General features: G+C 53.7%; 20 protein-coding genes. 15 read left to right on the forward strand and 5 right to left on the reverse strand.

Annotated elements, in window-relative coordinates:
• Positions 1–16: 16 nt before the first annotated feature.
• Together J2T58_RS08275 and J2T58_RS08280 are read right to left on the reverse strand one after the other, a co-directional pair.
• The gene (locus tag J2T58_RS08275) at positions 17–892 is read right to left on the reverse strand and encodes a chemotaxis protein CheW (protein WP_253488724.1); all 876 of its coding nucleotides are present in this window, start codon (positions 890–892) and stop codon (positions 17–19) included.
• A gap of 239 nt (positions 893–1,131) precedes the next feature.
• Entirely contained in the window at positions 1,132–1,362 is a 231-nt protein-coding gene (locus tag J2T58_RS08280; RefSeq protein WP_253488725.1) for a hypothetical protein, read from the reverse strand.
• Between the two features lie 275 nt (positions 1,363–1,637).
• Here J2T58_RS08280 and J2T58_RS08285 point away from each other — a divergent pair, with 275 nt between their 5' ends.
• Genes J2T58_RS08285 through J2T58_RS08300 form a run of 4 tightly spaced genes read left to right on the forward strand, consistent with a single transcriptional unit; the run spans position 1,638 to position 4,943 of the window.
• Positions 1,638–2,348, forward strand: a complete 711-nt coding sequence (locus J2T58_RS08285) for a helix-turn-helix domain-containing protein (protein WP_253488726.1) — start codon at positions 1,638–1,640, stop codon at positions 2,346–2,348.
• Complete coding sequence (locus J2T58_RS08290; protein ID WP_253488728.1) at positions 2,342–3,391, forward strand: hydroxymethylglutaryl-CoA synthase; 1,050 nt, start codon at positions 2,342–2,344, stop codon at positions 3,389–3,391. Before J2T58_RS08285 ends, J2T58_RS08290 begins: the two co-directional genes overlap by 7 nt.
• Entirely contained in the window at positions 3,388–4,551 is a 1,164-nt protein-coding gene (locus J2T58_RS08295; RefSeq protein ID WP_253488731.1) for an acetyl-CoA acetyltransferase, read from the forward strand. Before J2T58_RS08290 ends, J2T58_RS08295 begins: the two co-directional genes overlap by 4 nt.
• A gap of 2 nt (positions 4,552–4,553) precedes the next feature.
• Positions 4,554–4,943 (forward strand): Zn-ribbon domain-containing OB-fold protein, encoded by a 390-nt coding sequence (locus J2T58_RS08300; protein WP_253488734.1) that lies wholly within the window; start codon positions 4,554–4,556, stop codon positions 4,941–4,943.
• Here the strand turns inward: J2T58_RS08300 and J2T58_RS08305 are convergent.
• Entirely contained in the window at positions 4,940–5,857 is a 918-nt protein-coding gene (locus J2T58_RS08305; RefSeq protein WP_253488737.1) for a class I SAM-dependent methyltransferase, read from the reverse strand. The two genes, J2T58_RS08300 and J2T58_RS08305, sit on opposite strands and share 4 nt — an antisense overlap.
• Before the next feature lie 55 nt (positions 5,858–5,912).
• On the opposite strand from J2T58_RS08305, the gene cofH reads away from it, so the two are divergent.
• From cofH to hmgA, 3 genes are read left to right on the forward strand one after another with little or no spacing between them, the layout of a single operon-like run.
• Positions 5,913–7,004, forward strand: a complete 1,092-nt coding sequence (gene cofH / locus J2T58_RS08310) for a 5-amino-6-(D-ribitylamino)uracil--L-tyrosine 4-hydroxyphenyl transferase CofH (protein ID WP_253488742.1) — start codon at positions 5,913–5,915, stop codon at positions 7,002–7,004.
• A 31-nt stretch (positions 7,005–7,035) separates the two neighbouring features.
• Positions 7,036–7,305 (forward strand): hypothetical protein, encoded by a 270-nt coding sequence (locus J2T58_RS08315; protein ID WP_253488744.1) that lies wholly within the window; start codon positions 7,036–7,038, stop codon positions 7,303–7,305.
• A 44-nt stretch (positions 7,306–7,349) separates the two neighbouring features.
• Positions 7,350–8,558 (forward strand): hydroxymethylglutaryl-CoA reductase (NADPH), encoded by a 1,209-nt coding sequence (gene hmgA / locus J2T58_RS08320; RefSeq protein WP_253488798.1) that lies wholly within the window; start codon positions 7,350–7,352, stop codon positions 8,556–8,558.
• Positions 8,559–8,560: 2 nt separating this feature from the next.
• On the opposite strand, the gene J2T58_RS08325 is transcribed toward hmgA, so the two are convergent.
• The gene (locus J2T58_RS08325; protein WP_253488745.1) at positions 8,561–9,133 is read right to left on the reverse strand and encodes a hypothetical protein; all 573 of its coding nucleotides are present in this window, start codon (positions 9,131–9,133) and stop codon (positions 8,561–8,563) included.
• A gap of 2 nt (positions 9,134–9,135) precedes the next feature.
• Positions 9,136–10,335 carry an AAA family ATPase gene (locus tag J2T58_RS08330; protein WP_253488747.1) on the reverse strand — a complete coding sequence of 400 codons (1,200 nt, stop codon included), beginning with the start codon at positions 10,333–10,335 and terminating at the stop codon, positions 9,136–9,138.
• 215 nt (positions 10,336–10,550) lie between these two features.
• On the opposite strand from J2T58_RS08330, the gene J2T58_RS08335 reads away from it, so the two are divergent.
• The 8 genes from J2T58_RS08335 (at position 10,551) to J2T58_RS08370 (ending at position 17,548) form a co-directional block, all read left to right on the forward strand.
• A complete protein-coding gene (locus J2T58_RS08335; RefSeq protein WP_253488749.1) occupies positions 10,551–11,012 on the forward strand; it encodes a hypothetical protein in 462 nt (153 codons plus the stop codon).
• Between the two features lie 134 nt (positions 11,013–11,146).
• Positions 11,147–11,788, forward strand: a complete 642-nt coding sequence (locus J2T58_RS08340) for a cobalamin B12-binding domain-containing protein (RefSeq protein WP_253488751.1) — start codon at positions 11,147–11,149, stop codon at positions 11,786–11,788.
• Complete coding sequence (locus tag J2T58_RS08345; protein WP_253488753.1) at positions 11,785–12,816, forward strand: uroporphyrinogen decarboxylase family protein; 1,032 nt, start codon at positions 11,785–11,787, stop codon at positions 12,814–12,816. Before J2T58_RS08340 ends, J2T58_RS08345 begins: the two co-directional genes overlap by 4 nt.
• The gene (locus J2T58_RS08350; protein WP_253488755.1) at positions 12,813–14,456 is read left to right on the forward strand and encodes a sensor histidine kinase; all 1,644 of its coding nucleotides are present in this window, start codon (positions 12,813–12,815) and stop codon (positions 14,454–14,456) included. Before J2T58_RS08345 ends, J2T58_RS08350 begins: the two co-directional genes overlap by 4 nt.
• A 229-nt stretch (positions 14,457–14,685) precedes the next feature.
• Positions 14,686–15,045, forward strand: coding sequence for a hypothetical protein (locus J2T58_RS08355; protein WP_253488758.1), 360 nt, complete (start codon positions 14,686–14,688; stop codon positions 15,043–15,045).
• Between the two features lie 109 nt (positions 15,046–15,154).
• Entirely contained in the window at positions 15,155–15,940 is a 786-nt protein-coding gene (locus J2T58_RS08360) for a TFIIB-type zinc ribbon-containing protein (RefSeq protein WP_253488761.1), read from the forward strand.
• Positions 15,933–16,958, forward strand: coding sequence for a hypothetical protein (locus J2T58_RS08365; protein ID WP_253488764.1), 1,026 nt, complete (start codon positions 15,933–15,935; stop codon positions 16,956–16,958). Before J2T58_RS08360 ends, J2T58_RS08365 begins: the two co-directional genes overlap by 8 nt.
• 101 nt (positions 16,959–17,059) lie before the next feature.
• A complete protein-coding gene (locus J2T58_RS08370; RefSeq protein WP_253488767.1) occupies positions 17,060–17,548 on the forward strand; it encodes a hypothetical protein in 489 nt (162 codons plus the stop codon).
• Positions 17,549–17,558: the final 10 nt, after the last annotated feature.

Genomic DNA, 17,558 nt, shown 5'->3' on the forward strand with positions numbered 1-17,558 from the left:
CGGTTTATACTGTTTCTTAGATATCTCTTTCTGGATCACTGATTACCATCCCCGGATCGGTGAGAAGTGCCTTTCCATCGATGATCACCACATCCCCGGCTACTCCGATGAGATGCGTCCGCGGGATGGCGGTTCTCGTTGTCGCGTCCGGGAGGGGGCGTCTGAGCCGTGATGTCCCCCTGATCCGGTCAACGAGGAGGCCGAAGGTCATCTTCCCGTCCGAGAGGATGATGACCCTGTTAAAGTCCGTCAGCCCGTACTCGGGGACACCAAAGAACTTCCGGAGATCGATGAATGAGATGATCTCTCCCCGGACTGCGGAGATGCCGGTGATGAAGGCCGGTACACCGGGCACCGGGGTGATCTCACCGGTCAGGATCACCTCACGGACATACTGCATCCCGACGGCATACTCGACATACCCAAGCTGAAACCTCAGGATCTCAGGGTACGCGACGGCCTCATCCGTCACTTTCGTCTCTGCGAGACCCGGAGCCCTCCGCCTGAGGAGGGTTGCCGTCTCCTCATCATCCGGGGCCAGGGCTCCATATGCAAGCGGGATGAGGGAGAGATCATCGATGATGATGACACCATCCCCGGTGATCCGGGTTCCCGGAAGATTCCCCGGTGATGCCTCCTCCTCCGGCCGGATCCCCTCGATCCGGTCAGCGATGAGTGCTATCTCATCCTCCCTGAGGGTGGTGATGATAAGAGAATCGGTCGCCTTCACCTGCCGTGTCTCTTCGCCGATACCGGCGACCGGGATCTCCTCGCCATAGATGATGACGGTGTCGTTCTCCCGGACCGCAACCATCCGTGTGGTCGTCCGTACACGGCCAAGAGGGAGGGCATATCCTGTCGTGCCGACACAGAAGTGAAGATACTCTGTCATTGCAGATAGGAGAATATCGTAGACAGGATATGATAACTCTTGTGTATTTATATGCGGCAGGGGGATTCCCCGGTTTTTCCGGTCCGGATCTTTTCAGAGGGGAGTATGGCAATCGGCATCACGGTGACTGTCCGTAGAAGAGAAAAGTCAGAGGGATAGGTGCAGAAAAGCCGCTTCGGGTGGCGATGCATACCGGGGAGGAATCATCTAATAATCAGATATTCTGGCGGTGATCGATCTCAAATAAGCGGTACGGATGAATCACCAGGCAGATCGTCTATCGATGATATCTCTCTGAACCGTCCGGCAGCTATGTCATCTTCACTTTTCTGTATCTTCGCCATCGTTTCCGGGTTGCTCAGAATCTCAATCGTATCGAGAAGGATATCCAGGTCTTCCCGACGAACCATAGTATCCTGAATCTTCTTTATTTCAGAATATACTTCATCAATGGTGACGGAGGGGGTCATGAATAGTAATTATCGTCGCATATCATAATTATTGTTGAATGTGGACAAATTGTAAATACGAATTACAATTTGTCCAGCCAGTGGATGATCCCCTTGATCATACCGGATGTAGTGCACAAATCTAATAGGAATAACCGGGGATTCCAGGGTAATGAAACAACCTCTCTGACTCATCTCTGAAGATAATCTGTCGTTTATGGAGGGGGCATGGGACTTCGTGAAATGTCGAACCCTCTTTCGTTAGATATATGTAGAAAGGGTGCGAAGAGGTACAGGTGAAACCCGGACAGCGTCAGCAGCTTGCCGAAAAGATAGCAGGAGAGATTACCCTCTCTGATGTCCCCGGCAAAGCCCTGAAGAAGTGGCGGACGAGTTTTTCGATATCCCCTGGTGTTCTTGCCGATCATCTTGGGGTATCTCCGTCGGTTATCAGCGACTACGAGAGCGGGAGGCGGAAGAGTCCGGGGACGGCCGTCGTCGGAAAGATCATCGACAGCCTCTTTGCAATCGATGAGGAGAAGGGCGGGGTCTATGCGAAGAAGTACTCGACCATGCTCTTCTCGGACCTCGATGACGAGGTCATCTATGATATCCACGACTTCTCGGATGCTGTCCCGGTCAATGACTTTGCTGATGCGATCAACTGCTCGCTCATCTGTGGCGGCTCGGATCACCGGATCGTTGGATACACGATTGTAAACAGCTTAAACGCGATCCTCACTCTCTCTCCAAACGAGTTCAACCGCATTTATGGATGGAGTACGGAGCGGGCACTGATCTTTACCGAGGTGTCAAGCGGGAAATCACCGATGGTCGCGATCCGGGTGACCCCGTTTAAGCCACCCTGTGTCATCCTTCAGGGGATACACCCGGATCTGGTGCATCCACTGGTATCAAAGCTTGCAGAGCGGGATCGCATCACGGTCTATTCAACAGAAGAGTCGATTGAAGACATCATTACTATTCTAAGGAGACAGGCATGGTAGGCATCATCACCTATGGGGCATATATCCCGCGGTTCCGGGTCAGGGTCGAGGAGATCGCACGGGTCTGGGGTGCAAACCCGGCCGAGATCACCGGCGGCCTCGGCGTCTTTGAGAAGTCGGTCCCCGACCTTGACGAGAATACCGCGACGATTGCAGTAGAGGCGGCACGTTCCGCCCTGGCACGAAGGAAGATCAATCCCGTTGATATCGGGGCGGTCTATGTCGGCTCCGAATCCCATCCCTATGCGGTCAAGCCGACGGCGGTCACCGTCGGTGAGGCGATCGGGGCGACACCGGTGATGACGGCGGCAGACTATGAGTTCGCCTGCAAGGCAGGGACCGCCGCCATCCAGACCTGCATGGGCCTCGTCGGGTCAGGCATGATCCGGTATGGCCTGGCCGTCGGTGCGGATATCGCACAGGGTGCTCCCGGGGATGCACTTGAATATACGGCAGCAGCCGGCGGGGCGGCGTTTCTCATCGGATCGGAAAACCCCATCGCCGAGATCACCCAGACGGTCTCCTATACAAGCGATACCCCTGACTTCTGGCGGCGGGAAGGCCAGCCCTATCCCCGCCATGGAGGACGGTTCTCCGGCGACCCCGGGTACTTCAAGCATGTCCTCGGGGCAAGCAGGCTCCTCTTTGAGCGGCAGGGGACCGAGGCGGCCGATTATGACTATGCCGTCTTCCATCAGCCCAACGCCAAGTTCCCGACGAGAGCCGCAAAGATGCTCGGCTTTTCGGATGAGAAGACAAAACCGGGGCTGGTCGTCCCGAAGATCGGAAACACCTACTCGGGTGCTTCCCCGGTTGGCCTTGCCGCAACCCTCGATATCGCAGAGCCGGGAGATCGGATCTTCGTCTGCAGCTATGGCTCCGGGTCCGGATCCGATGCCTTCGATATCAGGGTGACGGATGCGATAACAACGGAGATCAACCGGTCAAAGGCGCCAGCTGTAGCGGATCTCATCAGTGAGCCCCGGTACCTTGACTATGCACTGTATGCAAGACACAAAGGAAAGATCGTGATGCAGGAATGAGAGAAGTAGCAGTTATCGGGGTCGGATGCACGCAGTTTGGCGAACGCTGGGATACCTCGTTCCGGGAGCTCTTCGTCGAGGCGGGCACCCTCGCCATCGAGGATGCGGGCGTTGGCGGCGAGTCGATTGACGCATTGTATGTCGGCAATATGAGTGCAGGGAGGTTTGTTGAACAGGAGCATATCGGGGCACTCATCGCAGATTATGCAGGCCTCACCCATGCAGGCCATGTCCCTGCAACACGGGTCGAGGCGGCCTGCGCATCCGGTGGTCTGGCATTCCGGCAGGCTGTTCTTGCGGTTGCAAGCGGGATGGAGGATATCGTCGTTGCGGCGGGTGTTGAGAAGATGACCGATGCCGGGGACTCGACCGATGTCCTCTCAGCAGCAGCAGACCGTGAGTGGGAAGGGTTTGCAGGGGCGACCTTCCCCGGCCTCTATGCGATGATCGCAACCGATTATATGCACCGCTATCCGCTCACCCGTGATCAGCTCGCAAGTGTGGCGGTGAAGAACCATTACCACGGGTCGATGAACCCGATTGCACAGTTCCAAAACGAGATCACCATCGATACGGTTCTTCGTTCGACCCTTGTCGCCGATCCCCTCCGGCTCTTCGACTGCTCCCCGGTATCTGACGGGAGTGCGGCAGTCGTCGTCGCCCCGCTCGACCGGGCCAGGGAGTTCACCGATGCACCGGTGGCGGTGATCGGCTCAGCTCAGGCGAGCGACACGATTGCACTCCATGATCGCCGGGATATCTCGACCCTCGATGCATCGGTGGCAGCCGGTAACCGGGCATTTGCACAGGCAGGCGTGACGCGGAAGGATATCGATCTCATCGAGGTCCATGACTGTTTCACCATTGCGGAGATCTGTGCCATCGAGGATCTCGGGTTTGTGACGAAGGGCGAGGCCGGCACCTTCTATGAGGAAGGTCAGGCGTATATCGGCGGCGATCTCCCGGTGAACACCTCCGGTGGTCTGAAGGCCTGTGGACATCCGGTCGGTGCGACCGGGATCAAGCAGGTCTGGGAGATCGTCACCCAGCTCCGTGGCGAGGCGGGACGGCGGCAGGTGGATGGTGCCGAGATCGGGATGACCCAGAATGTCGGCGGATCCGGTGCGACGGTCGCCTGTCATATCTTCAGGAGGGCCTGACTATGACGGTAGCGCGATTCTGGAGGAAGATTCCCCAGCGGTACAATCTCATCGGTACAAAATGCGAAAACTGCAACACGATCTACTTCCCGCCCAGATCCCTCTGCCCGGACTGCCGGCGGGACGGGACGATCGTTGATCATACCTGCTGTGGGAAGGGGACCGTCGTCACCTTCTCGGTGATCCGGACTGCAAGCGATCAGTTCTCGAATATGACGCCGTATGTCCTTGCGATCATCGAGCTTGAGGAGGGGTGCCGCCTCACCTCACAGGTGATCTGTGATCCGACCGAGGTGAGCATCGGGATGAAGGTCAAATCGGTCTTCCGGGTGATCGCCGAGGACGGGCCGTCCGGGATCATCCATTACGGGACGAAGTTCGTCCCGGTTTAATCTTTCTTTTTTCTGATATCATAGACTGCATGCCACTTCCCGGCAGAGTAGGACCGGAGGAACCGTTCGTTGATGGTACTCTCCGGGATGATGGATTGGATCAGATCTCGATACTCTCCTTCCCTCTCCTGGAGTGCATAGAGATGGATCGTCCCGCCCGGCCGGGTGAGGACCGTTGCGGTTTGTAAAAACTGGTGGGCGATAAGAGGGAGATTCATCAGGACCCGGTCGAACCGTTCCCCGAAGATATCTCCGAGCCGTGCGGCATCACCGAGCATCGGGAGGACGTTTCGGGTTCGGTTTCTTGTAAGGTTTTCGATGAGGAGATGGATCGCCCCGGGATTTTTGTCACAGGCGAGGATCCATCCTGCTCTATCGGCAAGTATGATTGGGAAGGGGCCGACCCCGCAGAACATATCGCAGACCGCCTCGCCGTCGTTCATCATAGATCGGATCCGCTGCCGCTCCGTGGCGAGGCGGGAGGAGAAGTAGGCTGAACTGAGATCGATGGTGAACCGGTGCCCATACTCGGGATAGGTGGTCCGGGTCGTGGGGATGCCTGCAAGGACCGAGAAGGTCTTTGTCCGGAACTCCCCTTCGACAGCACCTTCGGCATGGAGGACGGTATGGGTTGAGGGGCGGGCGGCGAGGATCCGCTCTGCTCCACGGGGATCGTTCTCCTGGATGATCGCGATCCCGCCGACCTGTTCATGGCGTGGGAGCGGGGGTGCTGTCTGCATCTCCCTGAAGAGGGCTCGCTCGGTGCCGGGCGGGGATTCGGTCACCGGGATGAGGAGGTCGTCTCCGTCTGCCTCTGGCCGGAGGTGTCCGGCTATGACGCCGTCCTGGATCAGCTCCCGCCGTCTCTCCTCCCCCTGCCGCTTTGGTATCCGGACCGCCCATGCCTCGATCATTCGCTAAAGGGTGGTGCCGGATACTTCTTATTCATGTCTGGTCTAATGCATCTGTATGGGGAAACGGATAGGGGCTATCCTCAGGGGTGTGGCGGCCGGTGAGAGGATAACAGAACAGGATGCCGTCACGCTTCTTGGGGCAAAGGGGCGTGATGTTCTCAGGGTTGCAGAAGCGGCAGATGAGGTCCGGCAGATGACGGTCGGGGATCAGGTGACGTTTGTCCGGAACCAGAATATCAATGTGACAAATATCTGTGTGAATGCCTGTGGCTTCTGCGGCTTCTCGCGGCGGCCCGGCCATCCGGAGACGTTTGCATATTCTCTGGATATCATCGAGGAGAAGGCACGGGAGGCGAAGGATCTCCATCATATCACCGAGATCTGCTCGGTCTCCGGCCTCCATCCTGACTATGATGCCGGGATGTACACCGGGATCATCAAGGCGATCAGGCGGGGTGCGCCCGGTGTGCATATCCATGCCGGCAATCCGATGGAGGTGGCGTATGCGGCACGGCAGAGCGGGATATCAACTGCCGAGGTTCTCCTTCAGCTTAAGAGTGCCGGGCTTGCATCCCTCTGCGGCACCGGTGCTGAGATCCTCGTCGACTCTGTCAGGGCTGCGATCTGTCCGGGGAAGATCCCGACCGATGAGTGGGTCCGGATCATCAGGGAGTGTCATGGGATGGGTATTCCGACGACCGCGACGATCATGTACGGCCATATCGAGTCCGATGCCGACCGTGCCCGCCATCTCGCGATCATCAGGGAGATTCAGGATGCGACGAATGGATTTACCGAGTTTGTCCCCCTCTCCTTCATCCATCAGCAGACTCCCATCTATCGGCAGGGGAAGGCACGGGGAGGTGCGACAGGGAGGGAGGATATCCTGATGCATGCGGTATCGAGGCTGTTCCTTGATAACCTCCGGCATATTCAGGTCTCCTGGGTGAAACTTGGCCAGAAGATGGCCCAGCTCCTCCTCCTCTCCGGTGCTGATGATCTCGGGGGGACCGTCTATGAAGAGTCGATCTCAAAGAGTGCGGGTGCACCAGCGACCGACTTCCTTGATCCTCAGGTGATGCGGCGGATGGCAGAGGATCTCGGCCGGACTCTTCGGGAGCGGAACACCCTCTACCAGATGATCTAAATAGAATGACCGCGAAATCTGATCGATTCATATGGCGTATAATGACTGTTCATATTGTGGGAGGACGATCCAGGGTGCCGGATCGGTGCGGGGGAGCGGAGCTGCCAATGCCAGCTCGTCACGCGAGGGGCCGGCCTGCGTTGAGTGTAAGCGAAGTAAAGGGAACCGGTCCCTTGTCCAGTGGCTCCGGTGGGTGAAGAAGAATGATCGAAACCGGTGGGAGCGGATTACAAAGTTCCATGGGCGGAAAGCCGGGGGGATGATCACCCTGACGGTGAAACGGATCGCAGAGGAGCGGTGATCTCCTCCAAAGGTACATTGCCGAAGAGGGAGATAGTCCTGATGATGGATGATCATCGTGCGGATCTCAGATCCGGGAAACTGAAACTCTACGCACTTGAGAAGGTTCTCCCCCCGGATGAGGCGGTCGGCCTCAGGCGGGAGTTCATTGCCGAAGAGACGGATACCGATCTTTCTGCCCTTGGTGAGTACACGATCCCGATTGACCGGGTGGTTGCCCGGAACTGCGAGAATATGATCGGCTGTGTCCAGATCCCGGTCGGTGTTGCAGGCCCGGTCACCGTCTGCGGAGAGTATGCGGAGGGTTCGTTCTGGCTTCCGCTTGCGACGACGGAAGGCGCCCTTGTCGCATCGGTGAACCGTGGCTGCTCTGCGATCTCAAAGGCCGGGGGTGCGGAGGTCCGGATCCTCCGTGACGGGATGACCCGTGCACCGGTCTTTGCAGCCGATTCTGTTGCCCATGCCCATGAGGTGGTCGCATTTGCCGAGGATCATCTGATGGAGATTGCGGAGATCGCCCAATCGACGACATCGCATGGCGAGTTCCTTGGCATGGTCCCCTATATTGTCGGGACGAGCGTCTTCCTCCGGTTCGAGTTCGATACAAAAGACGCCATGGGGATGAATATGGTGACGATCGCCTCCCAGAAGGTGGCAGATTACATTGCAGAGGAGACGGGTGCCCGGCTCGTCGCCCTCTCCGGGAATATGTGTACCGATAAGAAGCCTGCCGCCATCAATCTTGTGGAGGGGAGGGGGAAGAGCGTCACCGCCGGGATCTTCCTCCCTGACGATCTCATCAGGGATGTCTTCAAGTGCGATGCGGCCTCGCTTCTGGATGTCAATACCCGGAAGAACCTGGTCGGGTCCGCCCGTGCCGGTGCCCTCGGCTTCAATGCCCATGCCGCAAACATCATCGCGGCTCTCTATATCGCCTGCGGCCAGGATCCCGCCCATGTGGTGGAGGGGTCGTCCTGCATCACGACCGCCGATCCGATGGATGGCGGGGTGTATGTGGCGGTGACGCTCCCGGCAATACAGGTTGGAACCGTTGGCGGGGGGACCGGGATCGCGACCCAGGCCGCCTGCCTCTCCCTCCTTGGTGTTGCAGGCGGCGGGGATCCGCCGGGTGCCAATGCAAAGGCGTTTGCCGAGATCGTGGCGGCCGGTGTGCTTGCCGGGGAGCTGTCGCTCCTTGGGGCACTGGCGGCCCAGCATCTCGCAAAGGCACATAAGGAGCTTGGGAGAGGGTAATCTCAGTCGGAGAGGATTGTTTCAAGGGCTGAAAGCCATGGAGCGTCTTCTCTTCGGCACTGGTCGATGAATGAGGTGAGGGTGGACCTCCCCTCATCTCCTTTGAGATCTGGATTTTTTCCAGTGATCTGCCTCAGCTGCCTCTCAAGAGAGCCTGGTATGAAGAAGACAAGATGCTTCATCTCATCCTTGGTCTGATATAAGAATTCGGATTGCTGAAGGAGAATATCTTTTCGGAATCTCTCATTGGTCGCTCTTTTCAGTCTTTCCCGTGTCTTCTGATCATCATCAAGGCAGAGCAACAGCCTGTATTTTGGATTCATATCTTCATAGAGCGTAACGAAGTTATCTATGCAGTTCTTCCACCCATCTTCGTCTTTGATGAGAAACTTTGTATTTCCTCCTTTTCTGCTGATGAATCTCCTGATAGTATTTGTCTCAGGGGTCCTTTCCCGGGTTTCGGTGAGCTCCCGATTATATACCGATCGATAGGAGATCCCCTTCTGATCAAGGAGGATCGAGAAGAAGATCAGGTCGTGCACTCCTTCACAGAGGATCACCGTCTTTTTTGGCATATTCAGATGCCCCGGAGGTCAAGTTTCAGATCTTCGATGACTCTTCTCCCCTCATCGACGGTGTAATCGAACTTCTCGATTGTCACACCGTCACTTGCCATCTTTGAGATGAGAAGGAGTTCTTTCTCAGCTTCATCCTCAGGGTACTCCAGTGCAATCTGGATGAGGTCGTAACTGTGGGTCGTCATGAAGACCTGGACGTTGAGTTCTGGTGCATAGGTAAAGAGGGTCTCTATCAGGATGGTGAGATATTCGGGGTGGAGATGATTCTCCGGCTCTTCGATGAGGAGAATACCATCTGTTGCTCTGCGGAGATGGTACAGGATGGAGAGAAGGGTGATGAATCCGTCGCCATGAGCTGATATCGGGACGGTCTCGATCCTGTCACCTCTTCTGTACAGGACATTATCCTGCGTCAGCCTCAAAAGGTCTCTGACGAGATTATGTTCTTTGATGAACTGTTCAAGGAGATGAATCTCTTCATCCGCCATCTTTTTTATGGAGAGTTTCTCTCTATGGGAGATTTTTATGATGGGTTGTTCTATTTCGCTGGAAGATTCTTTGAATGGCTGATAGTGACCGAAGCGGTTTGATAAAGATGTCGTCAACATCCGATATGCAGAAACAGGACGAATCCGGCGCCTCTTTGTAGTGATGCCGGGATCGTCTGACTGGTGATGTTGTGGCTGTCTCTCTTCTGCATCCTCGATGATCTCCCTGAGTTGTTCAGTTATGATCTGTCTCTCTGACAAATTGTATGGTATAACCGTATAGGCGGACCCTGATCTGATAATGATGAACTCATGGGAGTCAAGGATGATCTTCAGGTATGCCTCCTGAAACTCATCATCGTAATATTCGAGATCTTCGAGAAGCATGGAGAGAAGATACTCCCTGATCTCAGTGTATGAGTCAGGCTGTGCCTTCCTATAGATGTCAAGGGATCGATATATGGTGATCTCGTTTCTGTCAGAGAGTATTCTGGCTGTTGGTTCACCGTCTTTTATGAAGTTCGGAGTCTTTCCCTCCTCAAATGATCTCCTCTCTGCCCCATCTCCTCCTTCGCTTATATATATGGCATCCAGAAGGGCAGACTTTCCGGTATTATTCTTGCCGCAGATGATATTCAGCTGATGCGGCGTGTAATCAAGGCTTCCTATAGCCCTGAAATTCTCGATATGGAGTTTGGTGATTCTGCCCATACAGTCATTGTTCTATCGTGTAGCTATAAAATATATGGCAGTCTCTTCTGATAGGTGTGGGTTTCACGGGCCCGCACCATCCCGGAAAAAGTGAAGGAGAGCATATATTACTGGTTTTAATGTTTGTCATTACATACTCTGTATCTATCACTATCTATCAATTCATCATAAATTGATAGAAACGAATTGAGGCTCTATCAAGAGCGGAGGAAGCGATGCCTCGTTATAATTACGTGAGGAAGACGGTCTTTTCAGGGGACTTTCAGCGGCTCTCTCTTCATACGCGGTGGCAGAGGACAGATACTGCTATCTCCTCTCCCCTCCGTATTATTGCTATGGCAAAACCCTATGCCCCGTCGTTCTGGCTTGGACTGATCGGGGGTTTCCTTGGTATCGGGGCTGCATTTCACCATCTCATCAGCTTCTTTTATCAGATGGGGATGGGAGCCGCCGGCGAACTCTCCGGAGCGGGTTTTTCTGATGTGGTTTTCTCCGGTCTTATTGCCTTTGTCTTCTCGATGGGGGGTATCATCGGGGGGAGTACACAGGATAACTTCATCGGTGGCTGGGTGATGATCATCTCCGGCTTTGTTATTTTCATCTCGATATTCGGATATGCCGGTCCTGCCTTCCTCTGCCTTGTCATCGGGGGTCTCCTGAAGGTTATCAGGAAATGATCGGGGGAGGGGGGTGCCTCCGTATGTCTCAGTTACCCTTTCTATCTATGGCCGGGATATCTCCAATAACAGCGTATGAGCCTGACGCTCCCCTCCCCATAACTATATCATAAACAAGCCGCAATAAAAAAATCATGAAGAGTGGGAATGCTGCATCTCCAGCAGATGCCCTTGAAGTGGCCCTTCTTTCATCAGATCGTGTCGGTGCCCGGAAGATCCTCAGGGACTCCTGCAGCACGGATGAGCCATATCAGTGCATCACCGATCTCATCGAGCCCGCACTCAGATCGATAGGGGTAAAGTGGGCTGATGGGGAAGCCTCTCTCTCCCAGGTGTATGTCAGCGGGAGGATATGCGAAGAATTTATCCGCTCGCTCCCGGTTCCATCATCCGGGATCCGGCCTGATCAGCCGGTGATTGGTATTGCAGTCCTTGAGGACTACCATACCCTCGGAAAAGAGACGGTCATGACCGCCCTTCATGCTTCAGGGTACCAGGTGACCGATTATGGTGCCGGTCTTTTGGTTTCTGATCTTGTGGAAAAGATCAGAGATGATGGAATTGAGGTTATCTTCATTTCGGCACTGATGCTTCGGGCAGCCCTGAAAGTACGGGAGCTCACTACTTCCCTGAAAGAGGCGGGCCTCTCTGTCAGGGTGATCGTCGGGGGAGCCCCCTTTCTTTTTGATGAGCATCTCTGGCAGGAGGTTGATGCAGATGCCTTTGCTCATGATGCAGGAGAGGCCGTTTCACTGGTCGGGGGTGGCCTGCCGTGAGTGATGGTGAGATGACCTCTCTTGAACGAACAGAGACTGCCCTCTCTCTTACTGAACCGGATCGTCTCCCACTCTTCCTCAATCTCACCATGCATGGAGCACGGGAGACCGGGCTTTCCATCCGGGAGTACTTTAGCGATCCCGCACATGTCGTTCTGGGGCAGGAAAGGCTGCGGGAGCGATACGGAGGGGACAGCATGACCGGATTCTGCTATGGTGCCGCAGAGGGGGAGGCATTTGGTGGGGAGACCATCTTCTTTGATGATGGTCCTCCAAACGCGGGAGCCCCGCCGGTGCGGGATATCGAATCTCTTGAGGTTCCCGATCCTACCATGTCTCCGGCACTTCTCCGGATGCTGACAGCGACCCGGATCCTGGCTGATCGATATGGCGACACCGTCCCGATTGCCGGAGTAGCCATCTCACCGTTCTCTCTTCCTGTGATGCAGCTTGGGTTCGGACGATATCTCGATCTCCTTCTTGCAGAAGATCCACTCTTCTGGCGCCTGATGGAGGTGAACCGGGAGTTTTGTATCACATGGGCCTCGCTCCAGATTGAGGCGGGTGCGACTGCGATAGTCTACTTCGATCCGGTCTCTTCACCGACGATCATCCCTCCGGACCTTGCCCGAAAGACCGGTCTTGCGATTGCAAAAGAGGTTATCCGGGAGATACCAGGTCCTGTTGCGTACCATCTGGCCTCCGGACGGGCCCTTCCTATTGCCAGGGAACTGATAGAATCCGGAGCGGTCGCCGTTGGTGTCTCTGCACTTGAGAGTCTTGCTGACCTGAAAGAAGCCTTCAAAGGGGAGATTGCCATCATCGGCAATCTGGATGGGGTTTCAATGCGGAACTGGTCTTTGGAGACCGCCACGCGGAAGGTGAGGGAAGCGATCGATATGGGGGCCCCGGGTGGCGGCTTTATCCTCTCTGATAACCATGGCGAGATTCCCTGGCAGGTTCAGGACCCGGTCATCAGGGCAATCGCAGATGCAGCACACCTGTATGGGAGATATCCGGCGCCATGAGCCAGCAGGATTCGGGAGCCGGCATCCTCGTCTGCATAAATCTCAGGGATGAGGTCATAGCTGCTCTCAGGGGGACCGACTATGAGCGTCTTCCTCTCATCACCTTTCCGTCTCATACCTCTCTGAGTCCTGCGGACTGGAAGGGTGAGTATCTGAGATCGCTTCGTGAAGCGGGGGTCTCACCCCTGATTTTTGTGAGCTGTGGCTGCTCCCATCCAATACCTGCAGATCGGGACGTGGCGCATCTCAGATCCCCTGAGGTCTTTCTCACTGATGCAGAGTTTGGGCGTCTCTCTGGATCCGGTGTCTATATGGTCACCTCAGGGTTTCTGACGGATCTCTCCCCCGGAATGATCCACCTGAAGGATGCCGGGATCAGCCGGCTTGTTCATCTCCGTACACGATATGATCCTGATGCCGACGCCGGCGCAGAGATGATAGCTGCGGAGATTGGTGCAGATCTTGAGACATATCCGGTTGATCTCTCCATCTTCTCGCTCAGGCTCAGGATGGAACTCCTCTCTGCTGATCTCAGGGCCGAGAGGGAGAATAACGTTATAGGATGCCAGAATCTCGAATCAAAGGTTGCAGATTACACGATGGCCTTCGATCTCCTCAGTGATATTGTAAATGCAACGACAATGGATGAGATATCTCTCAGGATAGAGAACCTCCTTCTTATCCTCTTCTCCCCATCTGTAACTGAATATCGATATACTCCGTTTCCAGATGGCACTGATGGAATTATTCTTCCGATCAGGCATGGGAACGATATTTTGGCATGGTTTCGGATGGATGAATTTTCCACACCCGAGTACATAGAGCGATACCGAAACACTGTCGAATTTCTCCTTCCCGTCTTTGGTCTTGCAATGATGAATGCACGGATCTATCAGCAGCTCCATGCTGCAAATGAAGAGAAAGACGGGGTGATACTCCGGCTCAGGGAGATGCAGGAGGCACTTGCCCTCGCAAACAAAAAAATCAACCTCCTCACCGCAATCACCCGGCATGATATCCTCAATGACGTGACGGTGGTGGTTGCGCATCTTGATCTTGCAGGTGATCTCCCGCTCTCCGATGAGGTGAAGGCAACTTTTCAGAAGCTGGATGAACAGATGGTCTCAATCCAGAGGAAACTTGAGTTTACCAAAGATTACCAGGATATGGGTCTTCAGGCCCCTGCATGGCATATGATCCGATCCCTTGTCGCCTCCGTTTCAGCCCCGATTCTGAAGACGGGCAGCCTCTCTCTGCTTAATGATCTCCCGGATGTTGGGATCTTCACCGATCCGATGCTTCCAAAGATCATTCATAACCTGACACAGAATGCTCTCTTTCACGCCAGGGGTGCGACATATCTGCGATGGTCTGCATATGAGGCAGGAGCAGATCTAATCATCTCCATCGAGGATGATGGTCCGGGTGTTCCCGACAATAGGAAAAAATCCATCTTCAAACCGTCGTTTGGGAGGAGCCATGGATTTGGGCTCTATCTCGTCCAGGAGATACTTGCAATCACCGGTATAACGATCAAAGAGGATGGCCGGTATGGTGAGGGGGCACGGTTTCTCATCTGCGTTCCGGAAGGGCGCTGGCGGAGATCGCTGCCGGGTACGGAAGAAACGGATCGGATCTGATAGCGTTTTCTCTTCCTTCTGCCAAAGATCGGTGCAGTCTCCTATCCTGCCTTACAGAGCAGGGCCTGCTGACTCCGGGAAGAATGATACCTTGCCGGGAATCGGGTTCAGGAATGCTTTGATCTCCTCTGGCGGATCTCATTAAATAATTTATTCTAATTTAAATATTATATTTTGCTTATATAATTAAACGCAGTTATTAAATATCATTGTGATTTCATACTAATTTATGGGACGCACAATTCATGGACTCATTCTGATCCTTCTTGTCCTTGCAGCCGTTTCAGTTGCCGGTTGTACAGATAGAGAGGAGGTCATTGTCGATCGGACGTATATCATCCCTGACAACAAGGAGGAAACTATCGATCTCACAAGTGGAACGTACAGAATTTCGATCGCCTCGGATGAGGAACTGGTCATCTCCTTCAACACGATGCCTGAACTGAACCAGAACAGGCAGAAGACCTTTGACCGGGTTGTCACTTTTACCGAAGACACGACCATCACGATCAAAAACTGGGCATTACTTGGCCTGTTTGGATCTGATGCCAATGTTCAGGTGATGATTGTAAAGAACCCGGCCAACTGAATTACCCAAAAACCTATTTTTATAATTATTTTTTAATAATATCGTATATCATTTTATCGATTATTCAAGCAAAATGATAATTAGTAGGAGGCGTATATTCCCAATTGAGATGTCATCATTCTCATGCCCAAAATGTGGTGCCCCGGTAAGTGCAGAGACCGGAATCCATTTTATAAACTGTAAATATTGTGGAACAACCGCGTTTGTTGACAGAAGCGGAGTCATGTTCTATTATGTCCTTCCTTTTTTCGTTGATGAGGAGAAGGCCAAAGGCATATTCCGCAGATGGACCGCAAACCCAAAAGCCAACAAAGAACTTGAGTCGAAGGCAAAGATAACTGAAATCAAAAAAGAGTACTTCCCGGTGTACCAGTTTCGTCGGGATGTGGATGGAAGAGAAAAGATCTATGTAAAACCTGCAAAGGGGACGGTGCTCCCTGGAATGAGTCAGTTGATCATTCCTGCCGGGGATATCAAGATCTATGATGAGAAATTTAATCCCGGCGATGCTGTTGCCCTTGATGTGGATTTTGGGATGGACGCGTATCTTCCTGAACTTGAGGGTGAAGGGAAAGAGCAGGCTCTTGTATACTTCCCAATCTATGAATTCAACTATGAATTCGAGGGTATGACGTATAAAGCGGTCATTGACGGCTCCTCAGGAAAGATCTATACTGATAATTTCCCGACACGCTCATCTGTGCCGTATGGACTTGTTGCAATGGCTAGCTTTGGTATCGCCTTCTTTGGTGGTCTCCTCGGGAGCCTTGTTTCATGGATCTTTTACATTCTCGTCGTTGCCGGCTGTCTGGTCGGGTATCACTTCGCCCGGCAGGTTACGCAGGTGCCAAAAGAGCAACCTGCAAAAGCTGTGAAGGGGGTGAAAAATGGCTGATAAGATCGTTTTTGGCATGAACTGCCCATCCTGTGGTGGAAGGGTTGAAGTTCAGGAAGGAGATCAGCTGGTTTTATGCAAATTTTGCAACAGCGTGCATGCCTTAAAGACGAAGGAGGGGATCTCAAAACTGATGTACAGGATGGCCATCGACAGGGACAAGGCGGTGGCCGCCGTGACCGCCTGGTTTAAAAAAGGATTCAAGGCGCGCGATCTCCCTCAGAAAGGTGTTATCTCTGAAGTATCCTCGATCTATCTCCCCTACTGGCGAATGATCGGGCGAGGCAAAGGGATAGTCTGTGGATATACGGAGGAGCAGGACAAGGATGGGAATACCAGTACGAGCTACTACAACAATGTTGTGGATAATGACTACCTCTACTCCCGTATCGCCTGCGATGCCGGGGATATCGGTGTAACCTCCATCAAAAATGTCAAGGGGGAGATCCTTCCATTCCAGGACGAAGATGAGATTCCGATTTTTGAGGCGACTGAATCAAAGAGTGATGCCAGGGATGCCGGTGAAAAGAGGATCTTTGATCAGGCGCATGCTGATGGCCGCCGGGGAATGCAGAAGGTCACGTTCTCGAAACTCTTTGTGGATACAAAGGGTTTTGAACTGGTATTCTACCCGTTCCAGGTGGTCCGGTATGACTACATGGAGAAGGGATATTTTGCCGTCGTTGATGGCGTCACTGGGGACGTCCTCTCAGGCCGTGCTCCGGGGGATGCGTTTTATCAGAGCATCTCGATCGGTGTCGGCGGGGCGGTAGCCGGTGGGTTGACAGGAGGGGGTATCGGATACTCCATCATCACGGAGAGCGGACTGTTTGTTGCGACGACGATCATTGGCCTATCCGTCCTCTGGTATGCATATAACACCTTCAGATACCGATCTGAGGTGATTGTTGGTGACCTGCCGAAACCGAGCTTCAACCCGATGAGCATGTTTAAGAAGACGGCTGATGTCCCCGTTTTTGAACCGCAGGGGAGCGTAGAGATCGTTGCGAGGTCATAAGTATGGTATTTTTAAGGCCACTTCAATGCACAAACTGCGGGAATCCGATCACTGCCAAGGCACGTGATCGGATCCTTATCTGTAGCAAATGCCAGAATATCATGGAGTTTCTGGAGGGAGATGTAAAAAAGGTCGACAGCACCATCGCGAAGTTCAAAAAGAACGCAAACTACGAACGGCTGTATATGCCGTTCTGGGTTATCAACACCGATATCAAGGTGAATAAGGAGAAGATTCTCGGTGGGAAGGTGATGCGTTTTCTGAAGCAGGAGAAGAAGATGGCCGGGAATCAGAATCTCTATGTCTGTGCGGCAGATATCTCTGCTGATACCGTCAAAGAGTGGAATGTCGAATATACCCTTCGGCCTCCTGCTATTGAGGCAGATACCGATTTCCATGGTGTGCCCAGGATTCCGGCCTGGATGGAGAACCCTGATGCCAGAAAGCATGCCGAGTTCATGTTTTTACGGCATGAGACCGAGATTTCAGGCACATTACAGGAGATCGACTATGAATTTACCATCAATTCGCATAAACTTGTGTACATGCCATTCTATAAGAATGGGAATAAATATATTCCAGCGATTTAGGAGTTTATTA

Source organism: Methanocalculus alkaliphilus, from assembly GCF_024170505.1.
Classification (GTDB): Archaea; Halobacteriota; Methanomicrobia; order Methanomicrobiales; family Methanocorpusculaceae; genus Methanocalculus; species Methanocalculus alkaliphilus.